Annotated in this window: 11 protein-coding genes; 6 read left to right on the forward strand and 5 right to left on the reverse strand. The window is 56.6% G+C overall.

Going from position 1 to position 14,024, the window contains the following annotated elements:
* Window positions 1-122: 122 nt before the first annotated feature.
* The 3 genes from crtD (at window position 123) to H9I52_RS19270 (ending at window position 3,101) form a co-directional block, all read left to right on the forward strand.
* Window positions 123-1,619 carry a 1-hydroxycarotenoid 3,4-desaturase CrtD gene (crtD, locus tag H9I52_RS19260; protein ID WP_187455188.1) on the forward strand — a complete coding sequence of 499 codons (1,497 nt, stop codon included), beginning with the start codon at window positions 123-125 and terminating at the stop codon, window positions 1,617-1,619.
* 112 nt (window positions 1,620-1,731) lie between these two features.
* Entirely contained in the window at window positions 1,732-2,421 is a 690-nt protein-coding gene (locus tag H9I52_RS19265; protein WP_187455189.1) for a carotenoid biosynthesis protein, read from the forward strand.
* Between the two features lie 68 nt (window positions 2,422-2,489).
* Window positions 2,490-3,101, forward strand: a complete 612-nt coding sequence (locus tag H9I52_RS19270; protein ID WP_187455190.1) for a TetR/AcrR family transcriptional regulator — start codon at window positions 2,490-2,492, stop codon at window positions 3,099-3,101.
* A 76-nt stretch (window positions 3,102-3,177) separates the two neighbouring features.
* Here H9I52_RS19270 and H9I52_RS19275 read toward each other — a convergent pair whose 3' ends face one another.
* Together H9I52_RS19275 and H9I52_RS19280 are read right to left on the reverse strand one after the other, a co-directional pair.
* On the reverse strand, window positions 3,178-3,420 hold the full coding sequence (locus H9I52_RS19275) for a DUF6952 family protein (protein ID WP_187455191.1): 243 nt from the start codon (window positions 3,418-3,420) through the stop codon (window positions 3,178-3,180).
* Window positions 3,421-3,431: 11 nt separating this feature from the next.
* Window positions 3,432-3,749 carry a thioredoxin family protein gene (locus H9I52_RS19280; protein WP_139515337.1) on the reverse strand — a complete coding sequence of 106 codons (318 nt, stop codon included), beginning with the start codon at window positions 3,747-3,749 and terminating at the stop codon, window positions 3,432-3,434.
* 269 nt (window positions 3,750-4,018) lie between these two features.
* On the opposite strand from H9I52_RS19280, the gene H9I52_RS19285 reads away from it, so the two are divergent.
* Window positions 4,019-4,615 (forward strand): arylesterase, encoded by a 597-nt coding sequence (locus tag H9I52_RS19285; RefSeq protein WP_187455192.1) that lies wholly within the window; start codon window positions 4,019-4,021, stop codon window positions 4,613-4,615.
* 66 nt (window positions 4,616-4,681) lie between these two features.
* Here the strand turns inward: H9I52_RS19285 and H9I52_RS19290 are convergent, their stop codons facing one another.
* The 3 genes from H9I52_RS19290 to H9I52_RS19300 form a co-directional block, all read right to left on the reverse strand.
* On the reverse strand, window positions 4,682-7,534 hold the full coding sequence (locus H9I52_RS19290) for a response regulator (RefSeq protein ID WP_187455193.1): 2,853 nt from the start codon (window positions 7,532-7,534) through the stop codon (window positions 4,682-4,684).
* A 268-nt stretch (window positions 7,535-7,802) separates the two neighbouring features.
* Window positions 7,803-9,452: an alpha-glucan family phosphorylase gene (gene glgP, locus H9I52_RS19295; protein ID WP_187455194.1), complete on the reverse strand. Its 1,650-nt coding sequence runs from the start codon at window positions 9,450-9,452 to the stop codon at window positions 7,803-7,805.
* 147 nt (window positions 9,453-9,599) lie between these two features.
* Window positions 9,600-10,046: a ferritin-like domain-containing protein gene (locus H9I52_RS19300; RefSeq protein WP_187455195.1), complete on the reverse strand. Its 447-nt coding sequence runs from the start codon at window positions 10,044-10,046 to the stop codon at window positions 9,600-9,602.
* Window positions 10,047-10,291: 245 nt separating this feature from the next.
* Between H9I52_RS19300 and H9I52_RS19305 the strand changes: the two genes are divergently transcribed.
* Complete coding sequence (locus H9I52_RS19305) at window positions 10,292-11,719, forward strand: hydrolase (RefSeq protein WP_187455196.1); 1,428 nt, start codon at window positions 10,292-10,294, stop codon at window positions 11,717-11,719.
* Between the two features lie 303 nt (window positions 11,720-12,022).
* Window positions 12,023-13,939 (forward strand): glycoside hydrolase family 13 protein, encoded by a 1,917-nt coding sequence (locus tag H9I52_RS19310; protein ID WP_187455197.1) that lies wholly within the window; start codon window positions 12,023-12,025, stop codon window positions 13,937-13,939.
* Window positions 13,940-14,024 lie beyond the last annotated feature (85 nt).

Consider the following 14,024-nt stretch of genomic DNA (forward strand, 5'->3'; position numbering starts at 1 on the left):
GTGTAGCAATGTGCTGCCGCGCAAGTTGGTTGTGATACGGCACGCAGTTGAAAACCAACGCAAACCCCATACTTGGCGCGAACGAGGAATACCCGGTAGCGCGTTTCTGCCCTTCCGTAGTTATGGCTGTCCGCTCCAGATCTTCCTCCAAGCCTCCCGTTGCCATCATCGGAGCCGGCATTGCCGGCATTGCTGCTGCCGTGCGGCTGGCCGCGCGCGGGCACGCCGTGACGGTATTTGAGGCGGCCGCTTCGTTTGGAGGCAAGATGCACCAGTTTGAGCTGCCCGGCGGCTATCGGTTTGATGCTGGTCCGTCGTTGTTTACGCTGCCGGAACTGGTGGACGAGCTGTTTCGGCTGTGCGGCCGCGATCCGCAGGAGTATTTTCGCTACCAGCGCCTCGACCCGATTACGCAGTATTTCTTTGCCGACGGCACGCGCCTCACCGCCTGGGCCGATGAAGAAAAGTTTGCGGCCGAAATCGAAGCGAAGCTGCAAGTACCCGCCGTAACGGTGCAGCGTTTCTTGCGGCGCAGTGCCAAAGCATACGGGGCTACAGCTAATACTTTCTTACACAAGTCGTTACACAAAGCCAAAACCTACCTTACGCCCGACGTGCTGCAAGCAGTCGCGGTGCTGCCCCAACTGGGCCTGACGGCCACCATGCACCAGCGCCACGCCAAGACTTTCGCTGACCCGCGCCTTGTGCAGCTCTTCGACCGCTTCGCCACTTACAACGGTTCCGATCCGTACCAGGCGCCGGCCACGCTCAGCATGATTCCGCACTTGGAGCACGGCATCGGCGCGTTTTACCCCGAAGGCGGCATTTACAGCATTGCTCAGAGCTTGGTATCATTGGCCGAGGAATTGGGCGCTACGTTCCGTTACAACGAGCCGGTGGAAGAAATTCTGACGGCCGATGGCCTCGTGACCGGCGTGCGCACGCCGCAAGACGTCTATGATTTTGGGCTGGTAATCAGCAACATGGACGTGGTGCCTACCTACCGCCGCTTGCTGCCGCATGCCCCGGCGCCCGAGCGCACGCTCCGGCAGCCGCGGTCGTCGTCGGCCCTGATTTTTTATTGGGGCATCGAGCACGAGTTTCCGGAACTGGGGCTGCACAATATCTTCTTTTCGCAAGATTACAAGCGCGAATTCGACGCCATTTTTCAGGACAAAACAGTAGCCGCCGACCCCACGGTGTACGTCAACATCACGTCCAAATGCTCGCCTGCCGATGCGCCCTCCGGCCACGAAAACTGGTTTGTGATGGTGAACGTGCCCCACGACGAAGGCCAGGACTGGGAAGCGCTTACCGCGCATACGCGCCAAGCCGTGTTGAAACGGGTAAGTCAGGCACTGGGCCGCGACATCGAACCACTCATCCGAAGCGAGCGCGTCTGGACGCCGCCGGGCATTGCCGCGGATACCTCGTCGTTTGGCGGCGCCCTGTACGGCAGCAGTTCCAATAATATGCTGGCGGCATTTCTCCGCCATCCCAATTTTTCGCGTAAACTAGAAGGTCTCTACTTTTGCGGCGGCTCCGTGCATCCGGGCGGCGGCATTCCGCTGTGCCTGCTCTCCGCCAAAATTGTCGCGGGCCTAATCTCTACCCGATAAAGGTGGAGTGAAAAACGCGACATAACAACGTATTTTGCAAATGATTGATTATCAATTATTTATGGAAATGCGTTCAATATTCAGAATTCAACATTCAAAATTTCAACCAAGCGTGCCCTTTACGGACCCAACTCAACAGCCGCCTGCCGCTACTGCCGTAGCTCTCGAAGCGCGTCAGCGCCGCCTGCGCATGGCGCAGGGGGTACTTCTTCTTTTTCACGTAACGGGCTTTCTGGGCCTGGGCTTTTCCAAAGATCCGAGCTTCTACCTGCAATTCGTGCCGCTCAACCTGCTGCTGACGGCGGTGTTGCTGCTGGCTTTTCAGCCCGACCGGAGCGCCACGTTTGCCTGGTTTTGCTTCACCGTAATGGCGGTGGGCTTTTTTGTGGAAGTGGCCGGCATCCGCACCGGAATCATTTTTGGCCATTACCAATACGGCGACGTGCTGGGTTTGAAATGGCTGAACGTGCCGCTGCTCATTGGGCTTAACTGGCTGATGCTAACCTACATGACGGGCGTGCTGGCGCGTTACCTGCCGGGCCCCGGCTTCGTGCGGGCTGTGGTAGCTACTCTGCTTATGGTGGGTATGGACGTGTGCATCGAGCCAGTGGCCGTGCGCTACGGCTTCTGGACCTGGGATTTCAACGTGATCCCGCTTCAGAATTTTAAGGCGTGGTTTTGCGTAGCGCTTATCTTGCAGGTGTATTTCAACCGCAACAATTTCGTCAAGCGCAACGCGCTGGTGCCCTTCGTCTACTTGTTGCAGCTCCTGTTCTTTTTCGGGTTGGGATTGATAGGCTAAGGGAATTGCAATTTTTGTAGGAGAGCCTGCTTTTTTTTTGCTTTTTGAGTGCCGCTTTCCACCCCTCTATGCAACCAAATTTAAAGTCAACGCTACTGGACGAGGTTCAGCAGCTATTTCATCGGCATGGTGTGCGTGCGCTCTCCGAAGACCAGATCATCACTTCGTTGAGCATCTCGCCGGCCACGTTCTACGAGATGTTTCAGGACAAAAACGACCTCGTAGACCAAGCGGCCCGGCACGATCTGGAGCGGCAGAAGCGAGAGCATGCGGCCATGTTTGCCAAGGCGGGCAGTCCGGTTGAGCGCATTTTGCTGCTGCTGCAACACGGCATCAAGGAGCTACGGAACATTCCCGGCACCTTGTATTCCGAAATTCAGCAGGATCACCCCCAGACGTGGGCGATGATGCTGGACCATTTGGCTACGTATTCCTATCCGCAGATTCATAACCTGTTGAATGACGGGATCTTGCAGAAGCAATTTCGCAGCGACATCAACATCGAGCTGGTCACCAAAATCATTCTGGAGCAAGTAAATCTGCTGCTCAACGCCGATATATTTCCGCCCTCGCGCTACAATTTATCGGAGGTATTTCGCAGCATCTACCTCTACTACATTCGCGGCATCTGCACCGAAGAAGGCTTTAAGCTCGTGGCTGCGCACTTCTCCAAGGCGTAATTACTTGACCTTATTACCAAAAACGGCCGCTGCAACCCAGGTTGCAGCGGCCGTTTGGCTTTTGGGCAAGGCCGGTTTAGTTGAGCGAAACACGCACCTTTTTGGTGAACTCGCGCATGGCATCCTTAAACTCCGAGCCGTTGTCCTGCATGTGGTTCAGGATGAAGATGGCGGCAAACACGTGCGTGAGCTTTTCGCCCTCGTCTTCGCCTTCTACTTCAAAAGAGGGTTCACGCTCCTCGAGCAGCGCTTCTTCGGCGGCTACCAGCGCGGGCAGCGGTTGCGTCTCGACGAGGCGCTTGATGGCGGGCATTTTCATAACCTCTTGATTTAGTTGAGGTTAGAAATAAGGCTTACAACGGCCTCTTCCTTGCTGGCCGAAACGGTTTCTACCAGCTCTCCTTGTTTGAAGATGGCAAAGAAAGGCAGCGTCGTGACGCTGGCCAGCTTGCGGGCCTCGGGGCTCGTTTCGGCGTTCACGTCGAGGAAGGCGATGTTCTGAAACTGCTCGGTTTCGGAGAGACGCTTGAATTTGGGCGAGAATAGGCGGCAGTTGCCGCACCAATCGGCGTAGTATTTCACAACTACTTTCTCGTTGTCGGCGAGAAGCTGGCGGAAGTCTGCGTCGGTTGCTTTTGTAACAGGCATAAAACTTTGAAAACGTGAAGAAGCTGGTAAAAGGGCAGGCAGATGAGAATAGTTCTTACCTGGCGACAAAGCTAAAGCCTTTTCGGGTGAAAAAGGTTGTGAAAAATACCAAGTAAGCTGTGCATCCAACTTCCCCTGCGGCCTCACGTTTGTAGCAACTACCGGTTCCGGGCGGCTTTTCTACAGGGCAGATGAGGGCGTTGCGACCTCGCCGTCAGTGCTGTAAATAAGCTGTGTGCCTGGGTTGACTGGCTTTATAAATTGCACATATGCAGAATATTATCTTTTTTGGCGACAGCCTTACGGCCGGATATGGCTTGCCTGCCAGCGCGGCTTTCCCCACGTTGCTCCAGCAGCGCATCGACTCTCTGAAGCTTCCGTACAAAGCCATCAACTACGGCGTGAGTGGCGAAACCACAGCCGGCGGTCGGCAGCGCATTGCCAGTGTGTTGCAGCGCCAGCCCGTCGATGTGTTTGTACTGGAGCTGGGTGCCAACGACGGCTTGCGGGGCATCCCAGTCCGCGAAACCATCCAAAATCTGCAGGCCATCCTCGATCAGGTGCAGTTAAAATATCCGGCCGCGCAGATTGTGCTGGTTGGGTTGGAGTTCCCGTTCGACCTCAGCGCTTTCGGCAGCCATCAATACGGCCGGTACGCTGCCGAATTCAAAGCGCTTTTTCGCACGCTCGCCGAAAAGAATCAAGTGGCGTTTGTGCCTTTTCTGCTGCAAAGCGTACTCGGCCGCCGCGATCTGAACCTGCCCGACGGCGTGCATCCCAACGCCGAAGGCTACAAGATCGTGGCCAACAACGTGTGGGCAGTGCTGGGACCTCTCTTACAAGCCAGTAGCTCGTTTTCTGGGTAGCAAAACCGAAGGTGCCGCGAGTACATAGCCCCAGGCGCTTTCCTGATACTTGGCGCTATATGCTTGTTAATGAATAGGTTGTGAATCCTGCTCGGTTACCTCGTGCGGCAAGGCCTGTAACACTTGCTCGATGTGCGCAATGAGGCTCAGCACGATAGCGCGCAACTGTTCGGCTTCGGCCGGGCTAGGGTTACTGGCCTGCCGCAAGCGCTCTAGCTGCTGAAGCGGCTCTTCCGCGCCGGCTATTCCCAACGACAGCAGATTGGGCTTGATGTGATGCAACAGCTCCGCCGCTTTGGGCCACAAGCCGGCTTCTGCCGCCACGCGCAATTCTTCGAGGCTCACCGGAATATTGGTGAGAAACGAGCGGATAATCTTGGCCACAAACGCCTCCCGCCCGCGCGACAAGTCGCGCAAATGCGTCAGGTCGTAAAGCGGGGCGGGCGGCGGGGTATTTAGTAGGGCTTCTAACTTTTGGAACAGGTCTTCTTCCTCGAAAGGTTTGGCCAGGCAATCGTTCATGCCGGCCGCCAGATATTGCTCATTATCAGACCGAAAGGCATTGGCGGTAAGAGCCAGAATGGGCGTGGCGGCCCGGCGCGGGTCGGGGTGGCGGCGCAGGTGGGCCGTGGTTTCCAACCCATTCATGCCGGGCATCTGAATGTCCATGAGCACCACGTCGTAGGTGTAATGCTTGAACAACGCCACGGCCAAGTTGCCATCGGCCGCCTCGTCTACCTGAACGCCCCAGTCTTCCAGAAATAAGCGGGCCACGTCGCGGTTGATTTCGTTGTCTTCCACCAGCAGCACGCGCTTGCCCGCCAACCGAGTGGTATCGGTGTTTTTCGGGCGTTCTACGGGCACCGACAGCGGTGCCCGCGGCAGGCTCAGTGTAAACGCAAACGTGCTGCCCTTGCCTAGTTCGCTTTCCAGATGCAGCGTGCCGCCCATTTGGGCCACCAGCGCCCGGCTGATGCTCAGCCCCAAGCCCGTGCCACCATAGTTGCGGGTGGTATCGGTGTAGGCTTGGGTGAAATCTTCGAAAATGTGAGCTTTTTTGTCTTCCGGGATGCCGATGCCGGTATCGGCCACGCTGAATTGCACGGTCAGCTGCGAATCAGTTTCGGCCAGCAACAGTCCTTTCACGGTGATGCTGCCCTGTTTCGTGAACTTGACCGCGTTCGCGACCAAGTTTATAAGTATCTGATTGATACGGTATTGGTCGCCGACTACCCACGGCAGCGGGCAGCTTAGGCGCAGAGGTGTCGCGTAGAAGGCCAAGCCTTTTTCGGCAGCTTGCAGCGCCAGCGGCTGCACGGCCTGACCCATCGAGTCGCAGAGGTTGAAGGCCGTTTGGTCCAATTCCAGCTTGCCCGAAGTGATCTTGGCCATGTCGAGCACGTCGTTGAGCACGGCCAGCAGGTGCTGCCCCGACGAGCGAATAACGTTTAGCTGCTGTTGCTGTATTGGGCTTAACTGACTCTTGGCTAGCAAGTTGGCATAGCCCAAAATGCCGTTCATGGGCGTCCGGATTTCGTGGCTCATGTTGGCCAGAAAGTTTTCGCGGGCGCGGGCGGTGGCTTCGGCTTCGTAGCGGGCGCGCTTCATTTCTTTCTCGGCCAAAATGCGCTCCGTGATGTCGTGGGCGTGGGAAAGGACGTACGGCGCGTGATTGGTTTCCTGAACGAGGTAGTTGCGATAGTGCACGTACCGAAGCTCAGTGCTGCCATCGGGCAGGATGCGCTGGAGTCCAGTAACTTCCTGGTTAGTAATGATTTGCTGTAGGTATTCTGCGAACCCCTCTTGGTCTTCTGCGGGCATGGTGGCTGCCAAGCTGCGCCCGACAATTGCCTCGGCCGGCCGCTTGAGCAGCGTAGCCAGCGCCGGATTGACGGAGAGCACGTTGCCGTTGAGATCGTGCGTACAGATCAGGGCCTGCGCGTAGTGCATCAGGTCGCGGTACTGCTTTTCGCTGCGTTGCAGGGTTTCCTGAATCCGCTTCAGGTCAGTGATGTTGGTGCTCACCGCCAACACTTCCACCGACCCGTCCGGGCGCTCGATGGGACGCCTAACGGTTTGAAAATAAAGCACTTCGCCCGAGGGCAGCGTAAACGGATCTTCCGATACAATTTCTTCGCGCGTGTCGCGTACGTACGACTCGGCCGCGGCGTAAATCTGTCGTTCCTGCGCCTGTATCGATGCTTGCGGGTAGCTCTGGTCGTAATCCTCCAGCCGCTCGCCCAGTGCGCGCAGCTGCTTCATGCCGCGGTTCTGGAAGGTGAAGCGGCCCGTGGCGTCCCGCACATAGATCATGCTGGGATTGGTATCCAGTACCTGGTTTGCAAACTCTTGCTGTTCAAGTAGTTGTAGCTCACTCTGGCGGAGCTTTTCTTCGGCTAAATAGCGCTCTGTTACGTCGAGGCCGTAGCCCAGCATCATCCGGAGCGAGCCGTCGGGGTGAAGGATCACCTTGAAGTTGCGCTGGTAGTAGCGGGCGCCATCCTCGGAAGGGCTTTCTTCAATCCAAGAAATAGAGTGCTGATTGCTTAGGGCCTGCTTAAATTTTGCCTGTCGCTGCTCGGCATATGCAAGTGGGTGCCCGTACTGTGTGCAGTAGTCGGTGAGGGTATGGCCGAGCAACCAGTGCCGGGCTACCGGATCGGCTACGGCGTGCGGATTGGCGTAGAGGTAGCGCTGCGCCTCGTCGAGAACGACTACCTCGATGGGCAGTTCGGCCAGAATGGTTTCGTAGAAGCTGCGCTGCTCCGCCAGCTGGGCATCGGTGCCAGCCGGTGTGATTACCTGGACTGCCGTGGCTTGTGCCAGCGCCGATTCCAGCTGCAGAATGCGGTTCTCGGCCTGAGTTAAAGCGGCAAGAAGTTCCTCCTTAGAGGCCGAGAGAGAGAGGGATGCGGACATAAAATAAAGGCAAGCAGAAACGTAAAATAGCTAGTCCGCTGCCATGCGCTCTCGGTATTCTGGCTGAACGCGGTAGAATTCTGTGCGAACGATGCCTTATTGTAGCTGAACGCAACAAGGAGTCGCTTTTAGTTCGCTTTGCCCAAACGCACACAAGCCGGAAACTAGCTGTACAGCGGGTTTCCGGCTTGTGTGCGTTTGGGCTCGGCTTGATTACATATATATTTGATAATCAATTATTTATACAATAAAACCGAGCGTTCTTTATTTAAGCGTTGTACATTCTCTCGTAGTACTCGGTCGCCATGCGGCAGGACTCGAACTCGGGCTCGACTTCGAGCATGCCGGTCTTGGCGATTTCTAGGAAATCCTGGGGCTGGCTGTAGTAAAGTGGTAGAATCTCCTGCTCCAGCACGTCGAGTACACCGGTGGCTTCGATGTCATCTTTCACTGGTTCGGGCTCGTTCACGTTGGCCAATGGGATCAGAAAGCCGTTTTCACCGTGGCGCACAAACTCCGGAACCCAGCCATCGGCGATGCTCAGGCTGACGCAGCCGTTCATGGCGGCCGTCATACCGCTGGTGCCGGACGCTTCGCGCGGGAAGCGCGGCGTATTCAGCCAGATGTCCGCGCCCTTCTTCATGGCCGCCGACAACCCCAACTCGTAGCCCGTGAGCACGGCGCAGTTCTTAAACGGCTTGGTTTTGCGGATGATGTCGTTGAAGAGAGCAATGGCGCCGTAATCCTTGGGGTACGGTTTGCCGGCCCAAATGACCTGCACCGGCCGGTCAGCGTTGTTGATGAGTTCCTGAAAGCGCTGGAAGTGCCTCAGAATCAGATCGGCGCGCTTGTAGCCGGCAAAGCGCCGCGCCCAGACTACGGTCAGCACGTCCGGATCGAACAAGTTGCCGGTCTGGTCGGCCACGATCTTGAACAGCTCCTGCTTCAGCTCGCGCTTGCAGGCTTTCAGGGCGGTATCATCGTTGGCGGCCAGGGCTTCGTGCAGCTTTCGGTCGCGCCAGTAAGTGCCGTTTTGCGAGTTGGTGATGGCGATGATGGGGCAAATGCCGTTGTAGTGGCCCCACATTTCGTTGGCCACTTCGCCGTGCACTTTCGACACGCCGTTGGAGATGTGCGAGAAGCGCAGCGCCGTAAGCGTGTAGTTGAGCGTGTTGTTCTCGACCTGGGCCACGCGACGGATTTCTTCTTCCGGAACAGGGCCGAAAAACGACATATCCGTCAGGAGCTTCATCGGATGCTCCTCATTACCAGCAAGTTCGGGGGTGTGGGTAGTGAACACCAACCGCTTCTTTACTTCCTCCAAGTTCCGGCCGTGCTTGTCGTAGAGGAAGAACGCCAGCGGCAGGCCGTGGCCTTCGTTGAGGTGGTAGGCATCCACCTTGCGCTCCAGCAGATCGAGCAGCTTGCCGCCGCCTACGCCCAGCAGAATGGACTGTGCCACACGCGCTGCGGTATCCGGGTCGTAGAGGTGGTGGGAAATGGTGCGGGAGATGTAGTCGTTTTCCGGAATGTCGGTGGTCAGGAAAAACATCGGGGCCGTACCGAACGTGTCGGGGGCCAGGTACATCGCCTTCACCAGCACCGGCGCATCATGAATAATGATGGGGAACGTCAGGCCGGTATCCTGCAGGAAGGAGTACGATTTGAGGCGAAAATCGGCCCGCATCGTCTGGTCTTCGTTGCGGCCCTGGTCGTAATAGCCATACGACCACAGAATGCCGATGCCTACCAGGTTCTGCTTTAGCTCGTAAGCCGACCGCATGTGCGAGCCGGCCAGAAAGCCCAGGCCCCCGGAGTAGGTCTTAAGCGCCTGATCCAGCGCAAATTCCATTGAAAAATAAGCCGCCGAGGTCTTGAATTTCTCGGCAACAGGGTACATGTTCAGGTCAAATGCCATGTAGGGGATAAAAGTCGAAGTTGAAAAATCAGGCTGTAGCAGAGTCCGCTACGGCTCGTCAATGTCCGCACATTCTGAGCGAAAAAAAAGCGGAGGTCAAACCTAAGGTTCAGCCTCCGCTTCAAGGACGAGAACGGGCCTTTTTTGTTACGCGCCGCTCTTCATTGCTTTTAACTTGCTGTAGGTCTGCTGCGAAATCTGGTATTGGCGCTCTACAGCCTGGCGGGCCGGGCCCGTCAGATCCGAGTCGGCGAGCGCTTCTTGATAAGCTTTCAGGGCCCATTCCTCGCCGTAGATATTGGATTCGAGCACGGCTGCTTCGTCGCGGCCCGTCACGAGGGCCTTGGCATCCATCCAGCCCCGGTACAGCTTGCCTTTGGTCGTGGTGCCGGTCTGGCCGTCGCTGCCGGCACTGCGGGCAAAGCCGTTTAGCTCGTTGGCAAATTGCTGGCTTTGGTTGGCTAGCTCTTGGTAATAGGCTTTGTGTTGCGGGTCAGTGCTTTCGGTAGTCGCGTGCTTGTAGCCTTCGATGCGGTCGTTTACGAAAAGGGTAAGCTCGTTGAGCGTGGCCGCAGTTTTGGAATCAGTAGCCATAACAGGCAGAAAGTGAAGTGAATACAGAAATAATATTCCTGACAAACGGCCCACGTGGGCAAAGGGTTAGGCTAAAACATAAGAGCCAGATTTACAGATAAATAGCCAAAATCTTGTAGCGTACTAAATGCGGCTGATTTGGTAATAAAATGATAAAATTGGACTGTGCAAAGGCGCCGTAGTCACCCGTTACTTTTGCCTGCGTACACTGAACTCCATTCCTTCCTCACCAACCAAACCAATTTATGCGTACTTCTTTTCGCTGGCTAGCGGCCTCGTTGCTAAGCCTTTCCGTGTTGTCCTGCGCCAAGCAGGAAATGGTTTCGCCCACCCCGACGGCCGTGTCGGCCTCCGCCGATGTAAGCGCTGCCGGCTTTCCTGAAACGTTCGAGTCGGGCACCAAAACGGCGTACACCGCGGGCAGCGTGACGCTCGGCTCCGGCTCTTGGAACCTCGACGACGCCCTGCTCGGCAACACCACCGCCGACCACAAAACGGGTACGCAATCGGCCCGCGTCCGCAACCTCGGCACGCTGACCATGAACTTCAACACCACGGCCGGCGTGGGCGTCGTGACGGTACAACACGCCGTGTACGGCACCGACGGGAGCAGCCAATGGGAACTGTGGGCATCTACCAACAGCGGCAGCTCTTACGCCAAAGTTGGCTCCACCATTACCAGTTCCAGCACCACGCTCCAGACGGCTTCCTTTACCGTGAACCTGGCCGGCAGCGTGCGGCTGCAAATTCGCAAAACGTCGGGCGGCACCAACCGCATCAACCTCGACAACATCACCGTCGAGCAGTACGGCAGTACCACGCCGCCACCTACCGGCACGGGCAAGAAATTTTTGTTTGACGCCACCCACGCCGAAACCGCCGGCAATGCCGATTGGGTCCTCGACGTAGACAACGGCGTGGTGCCACGCTACCCCACGCCGGCCGCCTCGGGCATCACCAGCACCACCCCCGAAACCTACTGGACGGGCGCGCTGTCCTCGTGGGGCGTGGCGTTGGTAAAGCAAGGGCATCAGGTTGAAAATCTGCCGGTTGGCACGGCCATTACGTATGGCAACACGTCCAATCCGCAGGATTTGGCCAACTACAATGTATTCGTAATCGACGAGCCCAATACCTTGTTTACGTCGGCTGAAAAAACAGCCATCCTAAATTTTGTGCGCAACGGCGGCGGCTTGTTTATGATCTCGGACCACGACGTTTCGGACCGCAACAACGACGGCTACGATTCGCCCGCCATCTGGAACGACCTAATGAACTCCAACTCGGTACAAGCCAATCCTTTCGGTTTCAGCATTGATAAGAACAACATCGTCGAGACGTCCAGCAACGTGCGCACCGGCACCAACGCCATCCTGAATGGTTCGCAAGGCACCGTGACGCAGATCAAATACAGCAACGGCGCTACCATCACCGTCAATTCCACGGTGGCCACGCCGCTGATCTGGCGCTCGACTTCCACGCAGGGCAATGCCAACGTGCTATGCGCCAGCAGCACCTTCGGTACCGGCCGCGTGGTGGTGGTCGGCGATAGCTCCCCCGCCGACGACGGCACCGGCAGCCCCGGCAACACCGTTTACCCCGGCTGGACGGAAATCGCTAGCCACGCTAAGCTCCACATGAATGCCTCGTTGTGGTTGGCTAAGTTGCAGTAGATCAAGTATTTATAATAAAATTATAAAAAGCCCGCTTCCAAGATTGGAAGCGGGCTTTTTAGTTTTTCTTAGGTTAAGGTTAGTGCTAAGCTCCCCTCCTTTTTTAAGGACGGGTTGGGGGTGGTAAAAGCCGTTGAACGGCAACTAGCTCTAGTTTTTTACTTCTAGTCTTTACCACCCCCAACCCCTCCTTAAAAAAGGAGGGGAGCTAGTTTTTAGCTCTTGGGCTTCACCAGCCCTTTTTGCATGTCCTTGCCAACAGCCCTACCTTTCCTCCTTGTTTTCACGCTCTGATTTCTAATCATGAAGTTCTTCCCCGCCTTCGCCTTGGGGCTGTCGTCGTTGCTGGCGGTGGCTCACGCCGAACCGGTTGCCGCCCAAATAACCCAAGTGGCCGGCCTCGCGGCCAACGCTGCCCGCGTGGCTGCCGCCAACAAAGCCGCCGGCATCAGCCGCATCGACCCGACATTTTGGTGGGTCGGCATGAAAAACCCCAAGCTACAACTCTTGGTACACGGCCCCAGCATTGGCGCCAGTCAGGTAAGCCTCAACTATGCCGGCGTAACCTTAGAAGGCACCCAGAAGCTAGACAATCCTAACTATCTGGTTGTCAACTTAAATGTTAGCGCCGCCACTAAGCCCGGCAAGCTCGCGCTGACCTTCAGCGGGCCCAAGAAGACGACTTACCAATACGAATTGCGTGCCCGCAGTACTGACAAAAACCGGGTGCAGGGCATCAATAGCAGCGACTTCATCTACTTCCTGATGCCGGACCGCTTCTCCAATGGCGACCCGAAGAACGACGTAGTAAAAGGCACCCGCGTCAACCACATCGCCCGCGACTCGATGTCTGCCCGCCACGGCGGCGACCTGAAGGGCATTGAGAATCACTTCGATTACCTAAAATCGATGGGGGTAACGGCCATCTGGCCCACGCCGGTGGTCGAGAACGATATGCCCAAGGCTAGCTACCACGGCTACGCCCTCACCGACTACTACGCCGTTGACCCACGCTACGGCTCCAACGAAGAGTATGTGCAGTTTGTGCAACATGCTCACCAGCAAGGGCTTAAAGTAATCCATGATGTGGTGCTCAACCACATGGGCAGCTACAACTACCTGCAACTCGACCCGCCAACCAAAGACTGGGTGCACCAGTGGCCCACCTTCACGCGCAGCAACTACAACTCGCAGGCCCTCAACGATCCTTACCGCGCGCAGTACGACAGCAAGCTCTACAATGACGGCTGGTTTGACACCACCATGCCCGACCTTAACCAGTCGAATCCGCTGGTGGCCAACTACATCATCCAGAACTTCATCTGGTGGATAGAATACACGGGCCTCGACGGCTACCGCATCGATACGTACCCGTACTCCGACACGAAGTTTCTGATGGACTGGAACACGGCGCTGCTCAATGAGTATCCGCAGTTGCACATGTTTGGCGAAGCGATGGTCAACAGCACGTCTCAGCAGGCCTTCTTCGCCCGCAACATCTTTGCGCCCGTCAATGGCTTTAAGTCCAACCTGCCAGGTGTACTGGACTTCCAATCGACATGGGCAATTCAGGCAGCCCTGCGCAAGGATAACCCCAACATTAGCGGCCTCTACGACGCCTTGCAGGGCGACTGGATGTACGAGGACGCCACGCGCAACGTGGTATTTATGGATAACCACGACATGAGCCGCATTTATTCGGTGATTGGCGAAGACCTGGACCGCCTGAAGATGGGCTTTGCCTGGCTGCTGACCACTCGCGGCATCCCGCAGCTTTACTACGGCACCGAGATTCTGATGAAAAATTTCTCAAACCCCGACGGCCTGGTGCGCGCCGACTTCCCCGGCGGCTTCTCCGGCGACAAGAGCAACAAGTTCACGGCTGCCGGCCGCAACGCCCAAGAAAACGAGGCATTTACCTACGTCAGCAAGCTCGGTACCTACCGTAAGTCGCACCCGGTGCTGCAAACCGGCAAACTCATGCAGTTCATCCCTAACGACGGGGTGTACACTTATTTCCGCTACAACGACCAGGGCCAAACCGTGATGGTAATGATGAACTCCAACAAGCAGGAAAAGACCATCGACGGTGCCCGGTTTGCCGAGCGCACCAACGGGTTTGCTTCGGCGCAAGAGGTCGTGACCGGCGCAACGGTTTCCAGCCTAAAGTCCTTTAAGATTCCGGGTCAGACGGCTTGGGTATTGGAACTGCGTAAGTAGCTATCCGTAAGATACTTGTGCCAAAACGGCCGTTGCTAAGTATTCAAGCTTAGCAACGGCCGTTTTGGCACAAGGTCTGTTCTGG

This window comes from Hymenobacter sp. BT491 (assembly GCF_014349165.1).
Classification (GTDB): Bacteria; Bacteroidota; Bacteroidia; order Cytophagales; family Hymenobacteraceae; genus Hymenobacter; species Hymenobacter jejuensis.